The 22531-nt window shown below is 61.4% G+C and carries 19 protein-coding genes; 10 read left to right on the plus strand and 9 right to left on the minus strand.

Annotated features, from left to right (window positions below):
• Window positions 1–12: 12 nt before the first annotated feature.
• The 6 genes from HWX91_RS22985 to HWX91_RS23010 all read right to left on the minus strand — a co-directional run bounded on the left by HWX91_RS22985 (window position 13) and on the right by HWX91_RS23010 (window position 4494).
• Window positions 13–1044, minus strand: coding sequence for a glycosyltransferase family 4 protein (locus HWX91_RS22985; RefSeq protein WP_028196932.1), 1032 nt, complete (start codon window positions 1042–1044; stop codon window positions 13–15).
• A gap of 30 nt (window positions 1045–1074) precedes the next feature.
• Window positions 1075–2016 (minus strand): UDP-2,3-diacylglucosamine diphosphatase, encoded by a 942-nt coding sequence (locus HWX91_RS22990; protein WP_028196933.1) that lies wholly within the window; start codon window positions 2014–2016, stop codon window positions 1075–1077.
• 191 nt (window positions 2017–2207) lie between these two features.
• The gene (locus HWX91_RS22995) at window positions 2208–2726 is read right to left on the minus strand and encodes an RDD family protein (protein ID WP_028196934.1); all 519 of its coding nucleotides are present in this window, start codon (window positions 2724–2726) and stop codon (window positions 2208–2210) included.
• 13 nt (window positions 2727–2739) lie between these two features.
• Complete coding sequence (locus tag HWX91_RS23000; RefSeq protein WP_028196935.1) at window positions 2740–3501, minus strand: DUF3106 domain-containing protein; 762 nt, start codon at window positions 3499–3501, stop codon at window positions 2740–2742.
• A gap of 16 nt (window positions 3502–3517) precedes the next feature.
• Complete coding sequence (locus tag HWX91_RS23005) at window positions 3518–3934, minus strand: DUF3619 family protein (RefSeq protein WP_028196936.1); 417 nt, start codon at window positions 3932–3934, stop codon at window positions 3518–3520.
• On the minus strand, window positions 3931–4494 hold the full coding sequence (locus HWX91_RS23010) for an RNA polymerase sigma factor (RefSeq protein WP_011487480.1): 564 nt from the start codon (window positions 4492–4494) through the stop codon (window positions 3931–3933). The genes HWX91_RS23005 and HWX91_RS23010 overlap by 4 nt, the downstream gene beginning before the upstream one ends.
• Before the next feature lie 362 nt (window positions 4495–4856).
• Between HWX91_RS23010 and HWX91_RS23015 the strand changes: the two genes are divergently transcribed.
• The 7 genes from HWX91_RS23015 (at window position 4857) to HWX91_RS23045 (ending at window position 14833) form a co-directional block, all read left to right on the plus strand.
• Window positions 4857–6620: an acetolactate synthase 3 catalytic subunit gene (locus HWX91_RS23015; RefSeq protein ID WP_028196937.1), complete on the plus strand. Its 1764-nt coding sequence runs from the start codon at window positions 4857–4859 to the stop codon at window positions 6618–6620.
• Between the two features lie 124 nt (window positions 6621–6744).
• Window positions 6745–7236 carry an acetolactate synthase small subunit gene (gene ilvN / locus HWX91_RS23020; RefSeq protein ID WP_011487482.1) on the plus strand — a complete coding sequence of 164 codons (492 nt, stop codon included), beginning with the start codon at window positions 6745–6747 and terminating at the stop codon, window positions 7234–7236.
• A 147-nt stretch (window positions 7237–7383) separates the two neighbouring features.
• Window positions 7384–8400 (plus strand): ketol-acid reductoisomerase, encoded by a 1017-nt coding sequence (ilvC, locus tag HWX91_RS23025; RefSeq protein WP_025496089.1) that lies wholly within the window; start codon window positions 7384–7386, stop codon window positions 8398–8400.
• A 1171-nt stretch (window positions 8401–9571) separates the two neighbouring features.
• Window positions 9572–11272, plus strand: a complete 1701-nt coding sequence (ltrA, locus tag HWX91_RS23030) for a group II intron reverse transcriptase/maturase (protein ID WP_028196938.1) — start codon at window positions 9572–9574, stop codon at window positions 11270–11272.
• Between the two features lie 117 nt (window positions 11273–11389).
• Entirely contained in the window at window positions 11390–12028 is a 639-nt protein-coding gene (locus HWX91_RS23035; protein WP_025496088.1) for a phosphatidylserine decarboxylase, read from the plus strand.
• A 24-nt stretch (window positions 12029–12052) separates the two neighbouring features.
• Window positions 12053–12922, plus strand: coding sequence for a CDP-diacylglycerol--serine O-phosphatidyltransferase (gene pssA, locus HWX91_RS23040; RefSeq protein WP_025496087.1), 870 nt, complete (start codon window positions 12053–12055; stop codon window positions 12920–12922).
• 363 nt (window positions 12923–13285) lie between these two features.
• Entirely contained in the window at window positions 13286–14833 is a 1548-nt protein-coding gene (locus HWX91_RS23045) for a 2-isopropylmalate synthase (RefSeq protein WP_028196939.1), read from the plus strand.
• Window positions 14834–14966: 133 nt separating this feature from the next.
• Here the strand turns inward: HWX91_RS23045 and HWX91_RS23050 are convergent, their stop codons facing one another.
• The 3 genes from HWX91_RS23050 to HWX91_RS23060 form a co-directional block, all read right to left on the minus strand.
• Window positions 14967–16520, minus strand: a complete 1554-nt coding sequence (locus tag HWX91_RS23050; RefSeq protein ID WP_028196940.1) for a SulP family inorganic anion transporter — start codon at window positions 16518–16520, stop codon at window positions 14967–14969.
• A gap of 78 nt (window positions 16521–16598) precedes the next feature.
• A complete protein-coding gene (locus tag HWX91_RS23055) occupies window positions 16599–17234 on the minus strand; it encodes a carbonic anhydrase (protein WP_028196941.1) in 636 nt (211 codons plus the stop codon).
• A gap of 223 nt (window positions 17235–17457) precedes the next feature.
• Complete coding sequence (locus tag HWX91_RS23060; protein ID WP_025496083.1) at window positions 17458–18021, minus strand: hypothetical protein; 564 nt, start codon at window positions 18019–18021, stop codon at window positions 17458–17460.
• Between the two features lie 184 nt (window positions 18022–18205).
• Here HWX91_RS23060 and HWX91_RS23065 point away from each other — a divergent pair, with 184 nt between their 5' ends.
• The 3 genes from HWX91_RS23065 to pnp all read left to right on the plus strand — a co-directional run bounded on the left by HWX91_RS23065 (window position 18206) and on the right by pnp (window position 22476).
• Entirely contained in the window at window positions 18206–19528 is a 1323-nt protein-coding gene (locus HWX91_RS23065; protein ID WP_028196942.1) for a branched-chain amino acid ABC transporter substrate-binding protein, read from the plus strand.
• Window positions 19529–19729: 201 nt separating this feature from the next.
• Window positions 19730–20002, plus strand: coding sequence for a 30S ribosomal protein S15 (gene rpsO, locus HWX91_RS23070; protein WP_025496081.1), 273 nt, complete (start codon window positions 19730–19732; stop codon window positions 20000–20002).
• 326 nt (window positions 20003–20328) lie between these two features.
• The gene (pnp, locus tag HWX91_RS23075) at window positions 20329–22476 is read left to right on the plus strand and encodes a polyribonucleotide nucleotidyltransferase (protein WP_028196943.1); all 2148 of its coding nucleotides are present in this window, start codon (window positions 20329–20331) and stop codon (window positions 22474–22476) included.
• Window positions 22477–22531 lie beyond the last annotated feature (55 nt).

Genomic DNA, 22531 nt, shown 5'->3' on the forward strand with positions numbered 1-22531 from the left:
CGGCGCGCCGCTTCATGCGGCGGCGCTTTCCTCGCTGTATGACGCGCGCGGCAGCGGCTTCAGATGGGCCGCGAACTGCTCGGACGCCGCGGCCCAGGAGAAACGTTCGGCCCACGCGCGTGCATGGCCGCGGTCGATTTTCAGCGCTTCGAGGCAGGCTTCACGCAAGTCCTCGTGCATGGCGCCCGCGCCGCCGTCGCCGAGCACGTCGATCGGGCCGGTCACCGGATACGCCGCGACCGGCGTGCCGCAAGCCAGTGCTTCAAGCAGGACGAGCCCGAAAGTATCGGTGCGGCTCGGGAACACGAAGACGTCGGCAGCGGCGTAGACCTTGGCCAGCTCGGCTTGCGTGAGGACGCCCAGGTAGTTCGCCTGCGGATAGCGCGACTTCAGCTCGGCGAGTGCCGGGCCTTCGCCCGCGACCCACTTGGAGCCGGGCAGATCGAGCTTGAGGAACGCCTCGACGTTCTTTTCGACCGCCACCCGTCCCACATACAGAAAGATCGGTCGCGCGGTGTTGAGCACCTTCGAATCCATCTGGTGAAAAATGTCGAGGTCGACGCCGCGGGTCCACAGCACCACATTGGTGAAGCCAAATTTTTCGAGGTCGGCCTTGACCACCGGTGTGGGCGCCATCACGGCCAGCGACGCCTTGTGGAACCAGTGCAGAAACTTGTAGGTCACCGCAAGCGGAATGCCGAAACGCGCCTGCACATATTCGGGAAAGCGCGTGTGATAGGCGGTCGTGAACGGCAGCTTGTGTTTGATCGCGTAGGCGCGTGCGGCCATGCCGAGCGGACCTTCGGTGGCGATGTGCAGCGCGTCCGGCGCGAATTCGTCAATGCGCTGATGGAGCTTGCGGCGCGGCAGCAGCGACAGGCGAATCTCAGGATAGGTCGGGCACGGAATCGTCTTGAATTCGAGCGGTGTCAGCAAGTCGACGCGGTGGCCGAGTGCGGTGAGCTCGCGCGTGGTGTTTTTCAGCGTGCGCACGACGCCATTGACCTGCGGTTCCCATGCATCGGTGACGATCATGATCTTCATCGGTTTCGGCCCAATAGAAGTGGAGAGGTGCTACGCGGTCGCCCGGGCTTTTTGCACGCCGACTTCCGGGGCGCGCATCACAGTCCAGTAGATCACTTTGAGTTCGCCTTCGTACGTCTCGACGAGCGCCGACAGGCTTTCGACCCAATCGCCGTCGTTGCAATACAGCACACCGTCGATTTCGCGGATTTCGGCTTTGTGAATGTGTCCGCACACCACGCCGTCGCAACCGCGGCGGCGTGCTTCGTCGGTCATCACGCGCTCGAACGACGAGATGAAATTCACTGCGTTCTTCACCTGATGTTTCAGGTATTGCGACAGCGACCAGTACGGGAAGCCGAGCCGGCTGCGGATCCGGTTGAACCAGCGGTTCAGGATCAGGATCATCGTGTAGAGCGTGTCGCCGAGATAGGCGAGCCACTTGGCGTGCTGGATCACGCCGTCGAACAGATCGCCGTGCACGATCCAGAGGCGTTTGCCGGCGAGCGTCGTGTGGAATGCTTCGCCACGCACATGGATATCGCCGAACGCGAGGTCGCAGAACTGACGCGCGGCTTCGTCGTGATTGCCTGGGACGTAGATGACCTGGGTGCCTTTGCGCGCTTTGCGCAGGATCTTCTGTACGACGTCGTTGTGCGCCTGCGGCCAGTACCAGCCTTTTTTCAACTGCCAGCCGTCGATGATGTCGCCCACCAGGTACAGGTATTCCGACTCGTTGTGCCGCAGGAAGTCCAGCAGATACGGCGCCTGACAACCGCTCGAGCCGAGATGGATGTCGGACAGCCAGATGGTGCGATAGCGATGCGGTTCGCCGTGTTCGTCGTCTTGATGGCTGGCTTGCGCGTCGAGGGGCAGCGATGGCACAGGCAGCGGTCGTCCGTGACTGGGGTTGGGTTCCGGGCGGAACGCGACGGGGTCGACGCTCGGGCCGGTCTGGCGGAACAGGGAAGTCGCGGACGTTTTGGGGTCCATGGCTCACGCGTCGAGTTGCGGTGCCCGTATTGCGCCAGTCGCGCGTGACCGCGCCGTGACAGTCACGAGAAGTTCTTATTACTGTGTCGGAAGAAGGGGACGGCGGCGGAGCGGCGATGCTCGGAGAAGGACGATGCCGGGCGGTAAGTCCGGTAGTACAGCAAACGCGAACCGCGGGCGCGGCAGCGTGGTCAGTTTGCGACGCTAATGACGCGGGTGCCGGCGAGGCGGTCGTGCAGGAATTGACGCTGCGGGTCGAAGCGGCCGGTGGCGGCCCACAGCACGAACCAGAGTGCGGCGATCAGCAGAGTCTGCGGCACGGTGAGGCCTAGCAGCGGGTGCAGTGCGAGGGGCGGCAAAAACCACAGCCACGCCAGCACGTAACGAACGATCGCGCGGCCGGTGGATAGCGGCGCGCCGTTAGCGTCGACGACGCGCAGGCGCCACGTTTTCATCGGCAGCGTCTGGCCGCTGTGGGTCCAGAACCAGACGAAATACAGGCCGACCACGAGGCCGATCCACGCGGCGAGCAGGTTGTGATGGGTGAGACCGTTGCGCTGCTGCGTCAAGGTGCTGAACAGATAACCCGCAATGAACACGACGCCGAACAGGATCACGGCTTCGTAGAGCAGCGTGGCGAGGCGCCGGCGAACCGTGGGTGTGCCGGACGAGGCGGTGGGCAGTGTCGAGGTGGCGAGCGGCTGGGACACAGGCGGGCTCCGCTCAGGAGCCGTTGAAGATCGATGGCGCCTCGGACGGCGAAACCGGCACCGGGATGGCGGGCACGAAGCTGCCCGCAGCCGGAATCGCCGGCGTGGTGGCCGGGCTCGGCAGCGCCGCGGCAGCCGCGGCGCTCGCCGCTGCGGCGCCGCTCGCCTCGTGCTCGCGGGCCTTGACGAGGCGATCCAGGCCCTTGATCTCGGTCTTGCCCGACGGCGGTGCGCTCACCACGCTCGGCCGCCGCTTACGCTCGCTCGCGGCGAGCCGCTCCTTCTGCTCTTCCGGCAATTGCTGATAAGCCTTCCAGGCGTTCTGGCGGGTTTCGCGCGGTAATTCTTTCGACACCTGGTAGTTCTCGCGTGCGACGCGCCGCTGATCGGGGGTCATACGCACCCATTCAGTCATGCGGTCATGCAGGCGTTTTTGTGCTTCAGGCGACAACTTCGGATAACGCGACGCGATTTTGATCCATTTTCGCTTGCGTTCTTCGCTGAAGGTGTCCCATTCGCCGGCGAACGGCGCGAGCGCGACGTGATCGGCCGCACTCAGGCGGGACCATGCCATTGGGCTCTTGCTGCCGGGCAGGCCCGGCAGGTCGACGGCGAGGGTGGGCGCGGGCGCCTTGGCGGTCGCGTTGCCGCTTGCGGCAGGCGCGCTGGCGGGCGAGGCCGGGCTCGGATAGAAGCGCGGATACGTCGCGGCGAACGACACCAGGGCCGCGATCGTGCATCCGAAAACAACGGCCAAGCCGCGCTTGTAACTCACCCGAAGAATCTCCCGCTCAGTGGGCGCGTGATAGATACGCGTTGAAACCGTGGTCGAGATAGGCATTGAGCGGCAGGTCGTCGCTTAGCATGGCTGCATCGATATCGGCGAGTTCGGCCGTGCGTTGCTGGTCTTCCCAGTAGGCAATACCCACGAGGCTGATGACCAGCGCGGCGAGCGGCCACGCGAGCGCAAAACGGCGCAGCGGCGAACGGCGGCGCTGCGGCATCTCGACTTGCGGCATGCCGGCAGCGGCGAAGGCGGGCACGAAGACCGGCGCGCTCACGGTTTCGGGCTTCTTGCGTGCAAGTGCGGCGCGGCGCGCGACGGCGAGCCGGTCGACGGTGGCGGCCGGAATGCTGGCGGCGTTTTCGTCGAGCGCGCGGCGCACCTGGCGGGCGAATTCGAGTTCTTTGGTTTCCAGGGAGCTCATAGCGTGATTCCTTTAGCCTTGAGCGCTTGCGCCAGCGTGTGCGTGGCCCGCGAGCAGTGCGTTTTCACGCTACCCTCGGAGCAGCCCATCGCGGCGGCAGTCTCGGCGACATCCATATCTTCCCAATAACGCATGAGAAACGCCTCCCGTTGACGTGCCGGTAATTTTTGGATCTCGTCGTCGATTAACTGTAAGACCTGTTCGCGTTCGAGTTTCTGTTCGTTGCTCTCGGCGCCCGCCGAGCCTTGCTGCGCCTCGAATGTTTCGAGCGGGTCGAATTCGTCGTCGTCGGCGTTGCCGAGCGAAGAAAAGAGACTAACCCAGGTATTGCGCACTTTGGCACGACGGAAATAGTCGTGCATCGCATTCTGGAGAATACGCTGAAACAGGAGCGGAAGTTCGGCGGCTGGACGATCACCGTATTTTTCGGCGAGCTTGATCATCGCGTCCTGCACGATATCGAGCGACGCGTCGTCGTCCCGCACGGCGTAGACCGTCTGCTTGAATGCGCGCCTTTCGACGCCCGCCAGAAAATCGGCGAGTTCCTTGTCTGATGCCATCCGTTTGGGGGTCGGCGCAGCGTGCGTGCGCGTAATCGGTCGAAAAATGTCGTAAAACTCGCGGATGCTAACAAACTTTCGCTCCGCTGGGGCGAAACCCGCCCTAGCTTGCATCTCTATAACAGGATTTCGGTCGTTTTTATTCGTTAGCGAGATTGACGGCGGGGCGCCAGGGCAATATTTGCTTGACCGCGCGGACTTCTGCAGATATCGTCGCTCGTTCGCAACATAAGTGACTTGTCTCAATTGAGGTGTGGCCCAAGAAGCTCACCTGTCAACTGGACGCGCCGCTTGAACCCGAGCCACAAGCCCGGCAGAGAGCACCCGATCAATTTTTTGCCGAAAATTCGAAAGGTGAATAAATGAATATGCCCAGCGCGGAATTCTCCACGTCGGATACGACCCCCCATCCCGAAGCTGACTCTATCGGCGCCACCGTGCTCATGAAGGCACTGGCCGACGAAGACGTCGAGTTCATCTGGGGCTATCCCGGCGGCTCGGTACTCTACATTTACGACGAGCTGTACAAGCAGGACAAATTCCAGCACGTCCTCGTGCGCCACGAACAAGCCGCAGTCCACGCCGCTGACGCCTATGCGCGTTCCACCGGCAAAGTGGGTGTGTGCCTCGTGACCTCCGGCCCCGGCGTCACCAATGCGGTGACCGGCATCGCGACGGCCTACATGGATTCGATCCCGATGGTGATCATCAGCGGCCAGGTGCCGACTGCCGCGATCGGTCAGGATGCGTTCCAGGAGTGCGATACGGTCGGCATCACGCGTCCTTGCGTGAAGCACAACTTCCTCGTGAAGGACGTGCGCGACCTCGCCGCTACCGTCAAGAAAGCGTTCTATATCGCCCGTACCGGCCGTCCCGGCCCGGTGCTGATCGACATTCCGAAAGACGTCTCGAAGATGCCGTGCCAGTACGAACCGCTCAAGAGCGTTTCGCTGCGCTCGTACAACCCGGTCACGAAAGGTCACTCCGGCCAGATTCGCAAGGCGGTTGCCTTGCTGCTGTCGGCCAAGCGTCCGTATATCTACACCGGCGGCGGCATCATCCTCGCGGATGCATCGCGTGAGCTGAACCAGTTCGCCGATCTGCTCGGCTATCCGATCACGAATACGTTGATGGGTTTGGGCGGCTACCGCGCGAGCGACAAGAAATTCCTCGGCATGCTCGGCATGCACGGTACGTACGAAGCCAACATGGCGATGCAGCACTGCGACGTGCTGATCGCGATCGGTGCGCGCTTCGACGACCGTGTGATCGGCGACCCGGCGCACTTCGCGTCGCGCCCGCGCAAGATCATCCATATCGACATCGATCCTTCCTCCATCTCCAAGCGCGTCAAGGTCGACATTCCGATCGTCGGCGACGTGAAGGAAGTGCTGAAGGAACTGATCGAGCAGTTGCAGACGGCCGAGCATGGCCCGGACACCGCGGCGCTCGCCGACTGGTGGAAGGACATCGAAGCCTGGCGCGCCAAAGACTGCCTCAAGTTCGACCGTAAGAGCGACATCATCAAGCCGCAGTACGTGGTGGAAAAGGCGTGGGAACTGACCGACGGCAATGCCTTCGTGTGTTCCGACGTCGGCCAGCACCAGATGTGGGCGGCGCAGTTCTATCGCTTCAACAAGCCGCGCCGCTGGATCAACTCCGGTGGTCTCGGCACGATGGGCTTCGGCCTGCCGGCGGCGATGGGCGTGAAGATGGCGCATCCGGACGACGACGTGCTCTGTATCACGGGCGAAGGCTCGATCCAGATGTGTATCCAGGAGCTCTCGACCTGCAAGCAGTACGAGACTCCGGTGAAGATCATTTCGCTGAACAACCGCTATCTGGGCATGGTGCGTCAGTGGCAGCAGATCGAATACAGCAAGCGCTATTCGCATTCGTACATGGATGCGCTGCCGGATTTCGTGAAGCTGGCTGAAGCGTACGGTCATGTGGGCATGCGTATCGAACGCACGGCCGACGTGGAACCGGCGTTGAAGGAAGCGCTGCGCCTGAAAGATCGCACGGTGTTTCTCGATTTCCAGACCGATCCGACCGAAAACGTCTGGCCGATGGTCCAGGCCGGCAAGGGCATCACCGAGATGCTCATGGGATCGGAAGATCTATAACGACGGCGCGTTGAGTTAAACGCAGCGTTGGCTTCGTCAAGCGCGCCTCCACAAAGGGCGAAAGCGGACGAAGCGGCGCGAACCGGCTCGCATACATCGACAAAACATCTGGAAGAAGCGAAACATGAGACACATCATTTCAGTCCTGCTGGAAAACGAACCGGGCGCGTTGTCACGCGTGGTCGGTCTCTTCTCGGCACGCGGCTACAACATTGAAACCTTGACGGTGGCTCCGACCGAAGACCGTTCGCTGTCGCGCATGACCATCGTTTCCATTGGCTCGGACGACGTGATCGAACAGATCACGAAGCATCTGAACCGCCTGATCGAGGTGGTGAAAGTGGTCGACCTTACCGAGGGCGCCCACATCGAGCGTGAGCTGATGTTGATCAAGGTGAGGGCGGTCGGCAAGGAACGTGAGGAGATGAAACGGATGTCGGATATTTTCCGCGGCCGCATCATCGACGTCACAGAAAAGACCTATACGATCGAACTGACGGGCGCGAGCGACAAGCTCGATGCCTTCATCGAAGGGATCGACGCGACCGCGATTCTCGAAACCGTCCGTACGGGCAGTTCGGGCATCGGCCGCGGCGAGCGCATTCTGAAGGTTTGACGCGCGCGCTGAGTTGCGGTTATTAGCCGTCTTAACCGTCTCGATCGAAACCGGGCAGTGCCGGCAACTGGCGCCGCCCGGTCAGCAACACAACATTCGCAGTATTTGTATTTCACTGATTTCACCGAATTTAGCCAAGGAACCGACATGAAAGTTTTCTACGACAAGGACGCCGACCTCTCCCTCATCAAGGGCAAGCAAGTCACCATCATCGGCTATGGCTCGCAAGGCCATGCTCACGCGCTGAACCTGAAGGAAAGCGGCGTGAACATCACGGTCGGTCTGCGTAAGGGCGGCGCATCGTGGAGCAAGGCTGAAAACGCCGGCCTGCAAGTCAAGGAAGTGGCGGAAGCCGTCAAGGGCGCGGACGTCGTCATGATGCTGCTGCCGGACGAGCAGATCGCCGACGTCTACGCAAAGGAAGTGCACGCCAACATCAAGCAAGGCGCGGCACTGGCTTTCGCGCACGGCTTCAACGTGCACTACGGTCAAGTGATCCCGCGTGCGGATCTGGACGTGATCATGATCGCGCCGAAGGCGCCGGGCCACACGGTTCGCGGTACGTACTCGCAAGGTGGCGGCGTGCCCCACCTGATCGCCGTTGCGCAAGACAAGTCGGGCGCAGCACGTGACATCGCTTTGTCGTACGCGGCAGCGAACGGCGGCGGCCGTGCCGGCATCATCGAAACGAACTTCCGCGAAGAAACGGAAACCGACCTGTTCGGCGAACAAGCCGTGCTGTGCGGCGGTACGGTCGACCTGATCAAGGCCGGCTTCGAAACGCTGGTGGAAGCAGGCTACGCGCCGGAAATGGCGTACTTCGAATGCCTGCACGAACTGAAGCTGATCGTCGACCTGATCTACGAAGGCGGCATCGCGAACATGAACTACTCGATCTCGAACAACGCCGAATACGGCGAGTACGTGACGGGTCCGCGTATCGTCACGGCTGAAACGAAGAAGGCGATGAAGGCCGTGCTGACGGACATTCAGACCGGCGAGTACGCAAAGAGCTTCATCATCGAAAACAAGGCCGGCGCACCGACGCTGCAATCGCGCCGCCGTCTGACGGCCGAGCACCAGATCGAAACGGTGGGCGCGAAGCTGCGCTCGATGATGCCGTGGATCGCCGCGAACAAGCTGGTCGACCAGTCGAAGAACTAAGCAGCCAGTTCTGCCGCATCTGACCGGCGCGGCGCATCGTCGCGGCAGCCGGTAATGCAAAAAGCCGTCCAAGGGTGCTGAACCCTGGGCGGCTTTTGCTATCCTACGGTTTTACGTGCGACACGCACGCTCGTGTCCGTCAGCCCCACGTTACGGGGCATCGACTAGAGGGTTATTGAGGAAGGTCTCGACTGGACTCACCATGCCCTCCGCAGGCGGCTCCCTTGTGAGCCGCACTTTAAGCAGTAGATGTGTCCTTAGGGGCACACCTTAGTAGTGAACACGGGAAACGGGGCATTCCGCCGTCAACCGTATTGCATTGACCTGATTACCGTCAGGTCCCGCCCAGTCAGCGGCTTCATCTCCGCCGACAGGGCGGGGTGATGTTTGCAATTCCTGCGCCTCAGGGCAACGGAGTCGCTAAACGATACGAGCGAAAAGCTCGGTGTGTCATTGTTCGGCCTCGCTGGCTGCATTGGCGAGGGTAGTGAACCTGCTGTACGACCAGCAGTAGCCTAGGAAGACATGCGTCACTGGCAATGGTGGGGTGTGAAGCTCTTCTAACAATGTACCCCCCGGAAGTTCGGGCGGATGGTGGTTGCGAGATGACCATCCGGAGACTCCCAGCAGCAACGGGGTTGAGGGGCTAGGCTGGCTGATATGGTTAATGCAAGTGAACTGCTGATAAACCTCGTAAGTAGGACGGTGCCAAAGCTGCTGACAGGCATCAACCAAACAGGTGTGCGGTCGGATAACCCGCTGTAAATTCGGGTTACGTCGTCATCGGACCGCCGGGGAATAGGCAGAACCTAAGTCAGTCGTGTGACACGCTGGGAACGTGGTAAGCCTGTATGGTTGCCGGTCGTAGTTTGACTGGCAGGCGAACCGTGAGGGACGCTGTTGATTGTGCAGGTATGGGATGACGGAGAAAGCGAAAGCCGGTCTGTAATGGGTCGGATAGGGGTTGGAACATTACCCCACGCGAAAGCGGGCAGACTTCCGTCTGGTCTACCGTCGCAAGATGGCTGACTAACCCTTAGCTGGAAGATGATTGCTGTCGGGCTTCTGGACCGTCAGCATATGTTTTTAACCCCCTTGCGGGAGCAGATCGCTCCCGCAAGGGGCGATCTGTTCTTCGCTCGGGATTCACTTCTTCGAGTAGGAGAGCAGCATGAGAGTATCTGTCCGAAAGGACGGATCTGCGCTTTCCCACGCGCCGGACAACTGGTACGCCGTAGATTGGCGGCGGGTTGAACGGAACGTGAGAGGGATGCAGATTCGAATTGCGAAGGCGACGCGGGAAGGCAACTGGCGCAGGGGGAGAGCCCTGCAACGGATGTTGACCCGCACGTTGTCCGCAAAGCTGTATGCGGTACGACGTGTTACGCAGAATCAGGGTGCGCGAACGGCTGGAGTCGATCGCGAACTTTGGGACTCGCCTGAGAGCCGATGGCTTGCTGTCGGCAGGTTGAAGCGGCGTGGATATAAGCCTCTGCCTTTACGGAGAGTCTTTATCCCCAAGGCCAATGGAAAGGAGCGCCCTCTGGGCATTCCGACCATGCGGGACAGGGCGATGCAAGCCTTGTATCTGCTGGCCTTGGAGCCGGTGTCGGAATCGACGAGCGACCCGAACTCTTATGGGTTCAGGTTAAACCGTTCGACGGCTGACGCCATGTCACAGATATTCGTCGCCATGTCCCAGAAGGGCTCAGCCCGTTGGGTGCTGGAGGCGGATATCAAGGGATGCTTCGACCATATTAGCCATAACTGGTTGGAGACCCATGTCCTGATGGACAAGGAAATCCTCCGGAAGTGGCTGAAAGCTGGCCTGATTTACAAGGGGCAGCTTCAGGCGACAGAGGCCGGTACGCCGCAAGGAGGGATCATTTCTCCGACGCTGGCGAATGTGACGCTGAACGGGCTGGAGCGAGAACTGCTAGCGCACCTTAGTGCGAAGTTTGGGATCGCAAAAGCCAACAAGCTTAAAGTCAATGTGGTGCGGTACGCGGACGACTTCGTGATCACCGGTGACTCGCAAGAGTTGCTGGAGCAGGAAGTTCGACCTTGGGTGGAAACATTCCTTGCCGTTCGAGGTCTGCAACTGTCCGAGGAGAAAACGCGGATCACGCACATTGACCAAGGCTTCGATTTCCTGGGGTGGAATTTCCGTAAGTACTCTGGGACGCTACTCATCAAGCCGAGCAAGAAGAACGTGAAAACGTTCTATCGCAAGGTGGCGGATACGATCAGCGGTCATAAGACGGTAAAGCAGGAGAATCTGATTCGACTGCTGAACCCGATGCTACGGGGCTGGGCGCAGTATCACAGTCCTGTGGTCGCCAAAGAGGCATACAGCCGCATGGAGTCTTTGGTTTTCCGAAGGCTTTGGCGGTGGTCGAAGAGGCGGCACCTGAACAAGAGCGCCGAATGGGTGAAGAAGAAATACTTTCACTCGGAGGGCAATCGACACTGGGTGTTCGCTGTTCCTGTAGCTCGTGACGACGGTGGTAAGGGGTTGCTTAGCCTGTACCAGATCAGCGGTACGGAAATTAAGCGACACAGAAAGGTCAAAGGAGCATTCAATCCCTTTGATCCTGAGTGGGAGCAGTACGGCGAACAGTTGCGACAGGCGCGCATGGAACACTCAATGCGTTATCGGAAGCAATGGGTTTCGCTGTATATGTCGCAAGACGGGCTTTGCTCGCATTGTGGCTGTGCCCTGACAAAGGAGACCGGCTGGCATGACCATCATCTAGAGTATCGGATGCATGGTGGCACGGACGCTCTCTCGAACAGGGTTCTGCTTCACCCGCACTGCCATCAGCAGGTGCACGCAGGTAAAATCGCGGTAACTAAGCCGGCCCGGTCCTAAGACCGGGCTTTGTTTGTAGATTTGAGCCGTATGCGGGGAAACTCGCACGTACGGTTCTTAGGGGGCCCTTCTTCCGCGAGGAAGGGGGGCTACCCTCCAAAAATACTGAAGCCATCCATGAATTACCCTCATCCGATCATCGCGCGAGAAGGCTGGCCGTTCATCGCCATCGCAGCCGTCGTAGCATTACTGGTTCAATTCTTCGCGGGGTTCGGCTTGGCATGGCTGTTCTGGCTGCTTCTGGCCTTCGTGGTGCAGTTCTTCCGCGATCCGGCGCGCCCGATTCCGACTCAGGCCAATGCCGTGCTGTGCCCGGCAGACGGTCGTATCGTCGCGGTCGAAACAGCGCATGACCCGTATGCCAACCGTGAAGCGCTGAAAATCAGCGTGTTCATGAACGTCTTCAACGTGCATTCGCAACGCTCGCCGGTAGACGGCGCGATCTCCAAGGTCGAATATTTCCCGGGTGCGTACCTGAACGCCGCCGTGGACAAGGCTTCGACCGAAAACGAGCGCAACGCGGTGGTGATCCAGATGGCCGGCGGGCAGACGGTGACCTCGGTGCAGATCGCCGGCCTGATTGCACGGCGGATTCTTTGCTACGTGCGAGCCGGAGAGCCGCTCACGCGTGGTCAACGCTATGGATTTATCCGGTTTGGCTCGCGCGTCGACGTGTATCTGCCGGTGGGCAGCCGTCCGCGTGTGTCGATCGGCGAGAAGGTTTCCGCGTCGTCCACGATCCTCGCTGAACTATAAAGCGGCACCAAGGAGGTTTTCCGAATGGCCGCATTCAAACCGCGTCGACCCCGTAACAGTGGACCGCTGCCGCGTCCATTCCGCCGTAACAAGCCGATCGTGACGGAATCGCCGGCAGTCGATAGCCGGCGCGCGCAGCGTCAGCAGTTCTTGAGAAAGCGCGGCATTTATCTGCTGCCGAACGCGTTCACCACCGCCGCGCTTTTCTGCGGCTTCTTCGCCGTGGTGCAGGCGATGAACGTGCGCTTCGAAATCGCGGCGATCGCGATCTTCGTGGCAATGGTGCTGGACGGCATGGACGGCCGCGTCGCCCGTATGACCCATACGCAGAGTGCGTTCGGCGAGCAGTTCGACAGCCTCTCGGACATGGTGTCGTTCGGCGTGGCGCCGGCGCTCGTGATGTACGAGTGGATTCTGAAGGATCTCGGCCGCTGGGGCTGGCTTGCCGCGTTCGTTTACTGTTCGGGGGCGGCGCTGCGTCTGGCGCGCTTCAACACGAACATCGGCGTGGTCGACAAGCGTTTCTTCCAGGGCATGCCGAGTCCGGCGGCTGCGGCGCTGATCGCCGGTTTCGTGTGGCTCGCCACCGACAACCGCGTGCCGCTCAAGCTGGTGTGGCTGCCGTGGGTCGCCTTCGTACTGACCATTTATGCCGGTGTGACGATGGTGTCGAACGCGCCTTTTTATAGCGGCAAGGCGCTCGACGTGCGGCACCGCGTGCCGTTCGGCGTGATTTTGCTGGTGGTCGTGGCGTTCGTGCTGGTGTCGTCCGATCCGCCGCTGATGCTGTTTGGCCTGTTCGTGCTGTACGGTCTGTCGGGCTATGTGTTCTGGGGCTATCAGGCGCTGCGGGGCAGAGCGAACCCGGCTCGGTCCGTGGCACGGGACAGGTAAAGCGCTCAACCGGTGCATGAAAGCGACACAAGAAAACGGCAGCCTTTCGAGGCTGCCGTTTTTCGTTTTGGAGCCCGTCCCACGGCGCGCGGCAGGCAGGTCTGACGCCAATTGCACGATGAGGGGAATGCCGCTATAGTCGTTTGAGAGATGCGTTCGCGTTCCCGTTTGAGCCGCGACGCGAGCCTCAACAAGCCGGTGCGCAGCCAGGCGCGCCAGTGCGGCGCGTCTACCGCGTTGATCGCCGAGCTTTTTGCCCTCCGTCTGCCTCGTCTGTGGTTTATAGCGTCGCCAACGGTGGCGCAAACCCCAAAATTCCAGAATCCGATCCCCGCAATTGAACGACTCCCCAGGAGACCCGACATGTCCGACAAACTGATCATATTCGACACCACCTTGCGCGACGGCGAGCAATCGCCCGGCGCGTCGATGACGAAAGAAGAAAAAATCCGTATCGCCAAGCAACTCGAACGGATGAAAGTGGACGTGATCGAAGCGGGCTTCGCGGCCAGCTCGAACGGCGACTTCGATTCGATCCAGACGATCGCGGGCCTGATCAAGGACAGCACGATCTGCTCGCTCGCCCGTGCCAACGATAAAGACATTCAACGCGCTGCCGACGCACTCAAACCGGCCGATCATTTCCGCATCCATACGTTCATCGCAACGTCGCCGCTGCATATGGAAAAGAAGCTGCGCATGACGCCGGATCAGGTGTTCGAGCAGGCGAAGCTGGCGGTGCGTTTCGCCCGCAAATTCACGGACGACGTCGAGTTTTCGCCGGAAGACGGCAGCCGCTCGGATATGGATTTCCTGTGCCGGGTGCTGGAAGCGGTGATCGCCGAGGGCGCCACCACCATCAACATCGCGGACACGGTGGGCTATGGCGTGCCGGAGTTGTACGGCCAGCTCGTGAAGACGCTGCGTGAGCGGATTCCGAACTCGCATAAGGCCGTGTTCTCGGTGCATTGCCATAACGACCTTGGCATGGCCGTGGCGAACTCGCTGGCCGGCGTGCAGATTGGCGGTGCGCGTCAGGTCGAGTGCACGATCAACGGGCTCGGCGAGCGCGCGGGTAATACGTCGCTCGAAGAAATCGTGATGGCGGTGAAGACCCGCAAGGATTACTTCGGCCTCGATATCGGACTCGACACGACGCAGATCGTGCCGGCTTCGAAGCTGGTGTCGCAGATCACCGGTTTCGTTGTGCAGCCGAACAAGGCGGTGGTTGGCGCGAACGCATTTGCGCACGCATCCGGTATTCACCAGGATGGCGTGCTGAAGGCGCGCGACACGTACGAAATCATGCGTGCCGAAGATGTGGGCTGGAGCGCGAACAAGATCGTGCTGGGCAAGTTGTCGGGCCGCAATGCGTTCAAGCAACGTCTGCAGGAACTGGGTATCGCGCTCGATAGCGAAGGCGAGTTGAATACCGCGTTCGCACGCTTCAAGGAACTGGCGGACCGCAAGTCGGAAATCTTCGACGAAGACATTATTGCGATCGTCACCGAGGAGTCGGCCGAGGCGCAGGAGAAAGAGCACTACAAGTTCCTGTCGCTGGCGCAGCATTCGGAGACCGGCGAGCAGCCGCACGCGAAGATTGTGTTCTCGGTCGAAGGCAAGGAAGTCACCGGAGAAGCGCGCGGCAACGGTCCCGTGGATGCGACGCTCAATGCGATTGAAACGGAAGTGGGCAGTGGGTCGGAACTGCTGCTTTATTCGGTGAATGCCATCACGACCGGTACGCAGGCGCAGGGCGAAGTGACCGTGCGCTTGTCGAAGAGCGGGCGGATCGTCAATGGCGTGGGCACCGATCCGGATATCGTCGCGGCTTCCGCGAAGGCTTATATTTCGGCGCTCAACAAGCTGTATTCGAACGTCGATAAATTGAATCCGCAACGCTCGGAGTGATGGCCGCAGGCGTGCTCCTGGTTGCGCGCTTTGCTGAACCAGATTGACAAGAAGGTGACAAGAAACCCTGTGTCCTGAACGGCACGGGGTTTCTTTTTTTGCGGCGCTTGCAATCGCATTACCTTGACTCAGGCTACTCCGTCGCCGCGCGCCGCATCGACCAACCACGCGCCGCGCGTGCCTGTGCCTGCACCTGATGCCGCACATCAACCACGATCTCGCGGCGCGGTGCGTCGGCGACAAACGTGTCCAGCAGTTCACGCACATCGTGATCGACGAAGTCGGCGCGCGTTGCGTCGACGATCAGGGTCGCGCCGTCGGGAATCTGTTGCAGATAGTGCTTGAGCGGCACCTTGCCGAGAAACGACACGTCCTTGCGAAACGACAGCAGATAGTGATCGCCATGCTGCGCGAGTACGATCGGGCTGCGCAGATTCTCATACAACGCGAGCAACACGCTGCACAGAACGCCGAGCACGATGCCGATCAGCAGATCGGTGGCGAGCACGCCGACCAGCGTGACGATGAACGGTGCAAACGGCGCAAAACCTTGCCTCGCGATGCCGACGAACAACGATGGCTTGGCGAGCTTGACACCGGTAAAGATGAGAATGGCCGCGAGGCAGGCAAGCGGAATCAGGTTGATGATGCTGGTGAGCAGGAAGATGCTGACCAGCAGCAACACGCCATGAATGATTGCGGAGAGCCGGCTCTGGGCGCCCGCGTGCACGTTCGCGGAACTGCGCACAATAACCGAGGTGATCGGCAAGCCACCGATCGCGCCGGCGATCAGATTACCCACGCCCTGCGCCTTCAATTCGCGATCCGGCGGCGCGGCGCGTCGGGCAGGGTCGATCTGCTCGACGGCTTCGAGGCTCAACAGCGTTTCGAGACTGGCGACGATCGCCAGCGTGATGGCGACGCGCCAGACATCGGGGTTGACGAGTTGTGCGAAGTGCGGCCCGAAGTCGGCCCATTCGAGAGCGAGCCGCAACGCGCCGAAGGATTCGATCGAAGGCAGCGCGACGCGATGCTCGGCAGGCGGCGCAAACGACGGGGCGAGCAGGCCGAGTAGCAGCGTGGCGCCGATCCCCAGCAGAACCACGGCGAGCGGCGCGGGGACGAGGCGCACGAGTCTGAAGCGGCGCAGCGCGCGGGTTTCCCAGCCCACCAGAATCGCTAGCGACAGCAACGTGATGACGCAGGCCGCAGGCGATATCGAGCCGAACGGGGTCGTTACGCTGCCGGCCGGCGCACTCGCGCTGAACAGCCCGAGCGCGAGCGGGAATTGTTTGACGATCAGCAGCACGCCGATCGCCGCAAGCATGCCTTTGATGACCGGCGACGGCACATAGGCCGCGAATCTGCCGGCCTTCAACATCCCGAAGCCGAACTGAATCGCGCCGGACAGCAGCACTGCGAGCAGGAATGCCGGGAAACTGCCAAGTTGCGCGATTCCGTCGACGACGATCACGACGAGGCCCGCCGCCGGTCCACTGACGCTCAGGCGCGAACCGCTCAGCACGGCCACCACCAGACCGCCGACGATGCCCGACACAAGCCCGGCGAATGGCTCGACGCCCGAAGCGTTCGCGATACCCAGACACAGCGGCAACGCCACCAGAAAAACAACGGTGCCGGCCAGTAGATCGCGCTGAAACGTGGAAAAGAAAGCTCGAAGGTTCATGGAGTCGGTGCAGTAGTGGTGGGAGTTGCGTAGGCGGCGCGACTCAAACCGAGGGCCGTCCGCGATAAAAGTCGCGCATCAAGCGGCGCTATGGGCGGCTGTCGCGCAGGTCATCGCGTCGTCGGCTTCATAGCCGGACGTGAGCACCTTGATGCGGCCGTCCTCAAGCGCGAAGATCCAGCCGTGAACGAGCGGTGCGGGGTCGGCGTCCCGTACGATCGGACTTGCGCGTAACTGGCGCACCTGTTCGAGCACGTTGAGCTCTGCGAGGTGATTAACCCGCGCCTGCTGGCTCGCATGACTCCTGAGCTCGTCGCTATGTGCTTTTGCTAACGCGCATAACGGCGCGATCCGGCGATTGACGTGTGGCAGTGTGGGTTCCGGCGGCAGCAGGGCGGCGCGCACGCCGCCGCAGCCATAGTGACCGCAGACGATTACGTGCCCCACCTTAAGTACCCGCACGGCATATTCGAGGACGCTGACGGAGTTGTCGTCGTCGGGATGAAAGAGATTGGCGATGTTGCGGTGAACGAACAGATCGCCCGGCTCGCAATGCGTGATGGTTTCCGCGGGCACACGGCTGTCCGAGCAGCCGACCCACAGCACGTGCGGATTTTGGCCTCGCGCGAGATCACGGAAAAATTCCGGGTTGCGCGCAGCGGTTTCGTGCGCCCATGCGACATTGGCGACTAGCAGACGTTTCGGACGGTTCATCGAGAGCGGCTCCGTAAGTGGGCGCATCGATTCATGGCCGGATTCACGGCGTGCGGACCACGGCAAGCGCAGTCAGCACCGAATCAATGCTTACGAAAACCTTTCTATCAAAAAATAAATCCGCCGTGCGCGAAATAAAATTCGCTGTCATGCGACATAAATAAAAAAAGCCGCCTGAGGAGGCGGCTTCGCGGATTCATGGGCAATGGGTTCGAGCGGATGCTCAGAACAGGTTGCGGCGATCCGGATCGTGCAGCGGGTCAGGTGTCTTCTGCGTGAGACGCACAATGCCCTGATCGTCGAAATAGAAGCTGTACATCATGTACCAGACGTTGTCTTCCAGATAGCGATACGTCCAGACCTCACGCTTCATCAGCGGGAAGTACGAGGTTTCGACCGGACGGCCAAAGTTCACCAGCACGTCGCTCTTCGTCCACTTGCCGATTTCCGCGCGGTAGAACTCGTTAGGCTGAAGCACCTGGCGTACCGAGACGATCTTGCCGGATGCGTCGATATCGGCAGCGGTGGTGGTTTCGCCCATTGGCTGGGTCGGCCACATCAGCCGCTTGCCGCCGTTGGGCAGGTCGTAGCTTTCACGCGGTGCGCCGAGGCGGGCGATGATGGTGGATGCGTCCGCGCCCTGGGTGTATTGCTGCCAGGGTTGGGCGCAGCCGGCGAGCGCAACCGTGAGCGCGAGCGCGCTCAGGCAGACGAGCGCGGCGCGGCGCAGAGGTGTGGCGGACTGCGCTTCGATCGAGGCCGCCGTGAATGGGTGGCGGTTGAACATGAATTCCTCCGATGGCGTTTGATTGGCGGTTTTTATCATCGAGACGCATTATTTTGACACGGGCGAAGGCAAAAGATCTGCGCTTCGTGCGAGGTGTCGCTGGATACACAATAACGAATTCGCCGGCTTGCTTATTCCGTCTGGAACGCCCTATGATCCGCGCTTCGACGAATCAAGCGGGGCAATGACGATGGCGAAGTGGCAACGGGCGGCAGCAGCGGCAGTCGTCGCGCTGGCGGCGATTTCGATGACCGTGGCGGGTCACGCCGCAGGGGAGGCGGCGTCGGGTCCGGCAGGTAAGCCGGTCAATAAGCCCACGGGTACGCCGATCCAGCTGGCGCTGATCGAAGGCATGTCCGGCCCGTTCGCGAATGCAGGCGCGGCGGTGGAGCGCAATCTGCGCTTCGGCGTCGAACAGGTGAATGCGCAAGGTGGTGTGAAACTCGCCGACGGCGCACATCCGCTCGAACTGGTCGTGCTCGACAGCAAAGGCAGCACGGAAGAAGCGCTGGTGCAACTGCGCGCCGCCGCGGACCGGCACATCGGTTACATCATGCAGGGCAACAGTTCAGCCGTGGCGGCCGCGCTGATCGGCGCGATCGACAAGCAGAACAGCCGCGAGCCGGACAACCGCGAACTGTTCCTCAACTATTCCGCCGACGATCCCGCACTGACCAACGCCAATTGCAGTTTCTGGCACTTCCGCTTCGACGCGCACGCGGGCATGCGCATGGATGCGCTGGCCGACGTGATCCAGCGCGACAAGGCGGTGAAGAAAGTCTATCTGCTGAACCAGGACTACAGCTTCGGCCACGATGTCAGCAGTCTGGCGCGGTCTGCGCTCGCCGCGAAGCGCCCGGACATCGCCGTGGTCGGTGACGAGTTCCATCCGATTGGCCGCGTGAAGGACTTCGCGCCGTACATCGCGAAGATCCGTGCGAGCGGCGCCGACGCGGTGATCACCGGCAACTGGGGCAACGATCTGACGCTGCTCGTCAAAGCGGCGCGGGAGCAGGGCCTGGACACGCGGTTCTACACGTTCTACGGCAATAGCCTTGGCGCGCCGGCCGCACTGGGCGATGCCGGCGTCAAACATGTGGTCGCGGTGGCCGACTGGCATCCGAATGCCGGTGGAGCGGCCTCGGATGCATGGTATGCGGCCTTCCGGGCGCGTTTTCCGGCTGCCCAGGACGACTACCCGGTGCTGCGCATGGTGTTGATGATCGAAACGCTCGCCGCGGCAATGAATCGCGCCGGGAGTGCCGACCCGACCGCCGTCGCCCGCGCTTTGGAGGGAATCAAGTTCGACAACGGCTTTCATGCGTCGTGGATGCGGCCCGACGACCATCAGCTGATCCAGCCCCTTTACGTGATGGAGATGGACAAGGCCGGTACGCCGGGTGTGAAGTTCGACAACGAAGGTTCAGGCTACGGTTTCCGCACGGTGCTGGCGTTGCCGCCCGAGCGCACGGTGCCGGCGACCGTCTGCAAGATGAAGCGGCCGTAAGGCGTCCCCGGCCGGCGTGGGTTGCCCCCGATCCCGCCCGGTACAGCAGGGTTCGCGGCCGGATTGGGCTGTGCTACAATACGGGTCCCGTTGTGAGGCATGCTTGCAAAGATTCTATGAATTGCACGGATTGCACACACGGGTAACCCACGGCACGGCCTTTCTTCCGTGACCGCCTGTCTAGTTCTCAAGGAAATCGACATGTCCGCAGTTGAAACAAGCAAGAAGTCCGACGTCGTTGCGCAATTCGCACGCGCAGCTAACGACACGGGCTCCCCCGAAGTTCAGGTCGCGCTGCTCACGACCCGCATCAACGAACTGACCGTTCACTTCAAGGCTCACACGAAGGATCACCACAGCCGCCGCGGTCTGCTGCGCATGGTGAGCCGCCGTCGTAAGCTGCTCGACTACCTGAAGGGTAAGGACGCGGATCGTTACCGCGCACTGATCGAGAAGCTGGGTCTGCGTAAGTAATCGGCCAGTCGTTCAGCAAGATGCCTGTGTCAGTTCCACTGATACAGGCATTTTGTTTTTGCACGGTGCGCTTCATGTGATGCGCACCGCCTGCCGGCCGCGCCAGCGTGACGATTCATGTGGCGGCCAGCAGGGAAATAGCAGTAAAAAGTAGAAATACGGCCGGGCTTCAGGGCGGAGCTTTGTGTCATTCCAGCGGTTCGCGCGCGTACATCACGTAGAGCGTGGTTCTCTGGAATGGCATAACACTACTCTTCCCATGTGGCGCCGGTCCTGGCGTTGCCGCGCCGCTTCTGGTCCGCGCGGCATAACGATGAGGAAAAGAAATGACTATGTTCAACAAGATCGTCAAAGAATTTAAGTGGGGACAACACAACGTTCGCCTCGAAACGGGCGAAATCGCTCGCCAGGCGAGCGGTGCGGTGATCGTCGACGTCGAAGACACCGTCGTGCTGGCTACCGTGGTCGGCGCCAAGACTGCCAAGCCGGGCCAGGACTTCTTCCCGCTGACCGTCGATTACCTCGAAAAGACCTACGCCGCAGGCAAGATCCCCGGCGGTTTCTTCCGCCGCGAAGGCCGTCCTTCGGAAGGCGAGACGCTGATCTCACGCCTGATCGACCGTCCGCTGCGCCCGCTGTTCCCGGAAGGCTTCTACAACGAAGTTCAGGTCGTGATCCACGTCCTGTCGTTGAACCCCGAAATCCCCGCTGACATCCCCGCGCTGATCGGCGCGTCGGCGGCGCTCGCCGTGTCCGGCCTGCCGTTCAACGGCCCGGTCGGCGCAGCACGCGTGGCCTACATCAACAACGAATACGTGTTGAACCCGACGCGTCCGCAAATGAAGGAATCGGCGCTCGACCTGATTGTCGCCGGTACGGAACGCGCGGTGCTGATGGTGGAATCGGAAGCGCAGCAACTGAGCGAAGAAGTGATGCTCGGCGCCGTGGTGTTTGGCCACGATCAAATGCAGATCGCGATCAACGCGATCCACGAACTGGTCGCCGAAGGCGGCAAGCCGGAATGGGATTGGCAGCCGGCGGCGAAGAACGAGCCGCTGATCGCCCGCGTGACGGAACTGGCGCAAGCCGACCTGCTCGCCGCGTATCAGATTCGCGACAAGCAGGCTCGCTCGGCCAAGCTGAAGGAAGTCTACGCGGCGACGTCGGCCAAGCTGGAAGAAGAAGCGGCGGCAGCCGGCACGGTTGCGGCAGACAAGGCGAGCGTCGGCAATGTGCTGTTCGACATTGAAGCGAAGATCGTCCGTTCGCAGATCCTGAACGGCGAGCCGCGTATCGACGGCCGCGACACGCGCACCGTGCGCCCGATCGAAATCCGTACCGGCGTGCTGCCGCGTACGCACGGCTCGGCGCTGTTCACGCGCGGCGAAACGCAAGCCATGGTGGTCGCAACGCTCGGCACGAAGGGCGACGAGCAGAACATCGACGCGCTCGAAGGCGAGTACCGCGAACGCTTCATGCTCCACTACAACATGCCTCCGTTCGCGACCGGCGAAACGGGCCGCGTCGGTTCGCCGAAGCGCCGTGAAATCGGTCACGGCCGTCTGGCCAAGCGCGCGCTGGCCGCGTGCCTGCCGAGCGCCGACGAATTCGGCTACTCGATCCGCGTCGTGTCGGAAATCACCGAATCGAACGGTTCGTCGTCGATGGCCTCGGTGTGCGGCGGCTGCCTCGCACTGATGGACGCCGGCGTGCCGATGAAGGCGCACGTCGCCGGCATCGCAATGGGCCTGATCCTCGAAGGCAACAAGTTTGCGGTCCTGACCGACATCCTCGGCGACGAAGATCACCTCGGCGACATGGACTTCAAGGTGGCGGGTACCGAGCAGGGCGTGACCGCGCTGCAGATGGACATCAAGATCCAGGGCATCACGAAGGAAATCATGCAGGTCGCCCTCGCGCAAGCGAAGGAAGGCCGTCTGCACATCCTCGGCAAGATGACCTCGGCGGTGTCGGGCGCGAACACGGTTTTGTCGGACTACGCACCGCGCATGATCACCATCAAGATTAATCCGGAAAAGATCCGCGACGTGATCGGCAAGGGTGGTTCGGTGATCCGCGCGCTGACGGAAGAAACCGGCACGACGATCGATATTTCGGACGACGGCGTCGTCACCATCGCGAGCACGAGCAGCGAAGGGATGGCCGAAGCGAAGAAGCGTATCGAGAACATCACGCTGGAAGTCGAAGTGGGTCAGGTGTATGAAGGCACCGTGCTCAAGCTGCTCGATTTCGGCGCGATTGTGAACATCCTGCCGGGCAAGGATGGTCTGCTGCACATCTCCGAAATCGCCAACGAGCGTATCAAGGACATCAACGACTACCTGAAGGACGGCCAGCAAGTGAAGGTCAAGGTCATTCAGACGGACGAAAAGGGCCGCGTGCGTCTGTCGGCCAAGGCGTTGCTGAACGACGCCCCGAACGGCGCGCCGCAAGGCGAATCCGCGCCGCAGTAATGCGGTAGCAGGGCGACGGCCGGCAGCGCGAATGCGTGCCGGCCGTTTTTCATGA

The sequence above is a fragment of the Paraburkholderia fungorum genome, assembly GCF_902833645.1.
GTDB lineage: Bacteria > Pseudomonadota > Gammaproteobacteria > Burkholderiales > Burkholderiaceae > Paraburkholderia > Paraburkholderia fungorum.